The 867-nt window shown below is 46.7% G+C and carries 1 protein-coding gene; it reads left to right on the top strand.

The features are described 5' to 3' along the window. On the top strand, positions 1-867 hold an 867-nt coding region (locus CVN76_RS05985; protein WP_100530602.1), incomplete at both ends, for an amidase family protein.

Below are 867 nucleotides of genomic sequence, written 5' to 3'. Positions count from 1 at the left end.
TCAGTGTTACTGATCTTGTTAACGAATCGTATAAGCGAATCGGCGAGGTAGAGGGCAAGGTGAAGGCATTTTTGACTCTTGATGAGGAAAACGCCCGCACTCAGGCAAAACAATTGGATGACCAACTCGTAAAAGGCGGGAACGAAGGCGCTTTATTTGGCATGCCAATCGGAGTTAAGGATAATATTGTCACAAAAAATTTACGAACGACTTGTGCGAGCAAAATCTTGGAGAACTTTGATCCGATTTATGACGCAACCGTCGTTCAAAAGTTACAAAAGGCTGAAACGGTGACCATCGGTAAATTGAACATGGATGAATTTGCGATGGGGTCTTCAAATGAGAATTCGGCCTATCAGGCCACACGCAATCCTTGGAACACGGATTATGTACCAGGCGGCTCTTCAGGTGGCTCTGCTGCGTCAGTCGCTTCAGGTGAAGTCTTATTCTCTTTAGGCTCAGATACAGGTGGATCGATTCGCCAACCAGCGGCTTACTGCGGCGTAGTCGGCCTTAAGCCTACATATGGACGGGTTTCACGTTACGGACTAGTGGCATTCGCATCCTCATTGGACCAAATCGGCCCGGTTACAAGAACAGTGGAAGATAATGCCTATTTGCTTGAGGCGATTTCAGGTGTAGATCCAATGGATTCCACCTCAGCCAATTTGGACGTGCCGAATTTTGTGAATTCATTAACAGGCGATGTACGAGGTTTGAAAATTGCCGTTCCTAAAGAATACTTGGGCGAAGGCGTTGGTGAAGAAGCGCGTAACTCCGTTCTTGAAGCGTTGAAAGTATTGGAAGGACTTGGAGCTGAATGGGAAGAAGTATCTTTGCCGCATTCCAAATATGCCTTGGCTGCTT

The sequence above is a fragment of the Bacillus sp. mrc49 genome (genome assembly GCF_002803435.1).
The sequence above is the reverse complement of the archived record's forward strand: the minus strand, read 5'-3'. Positions and strand labels throughout refer to the sequence as shown.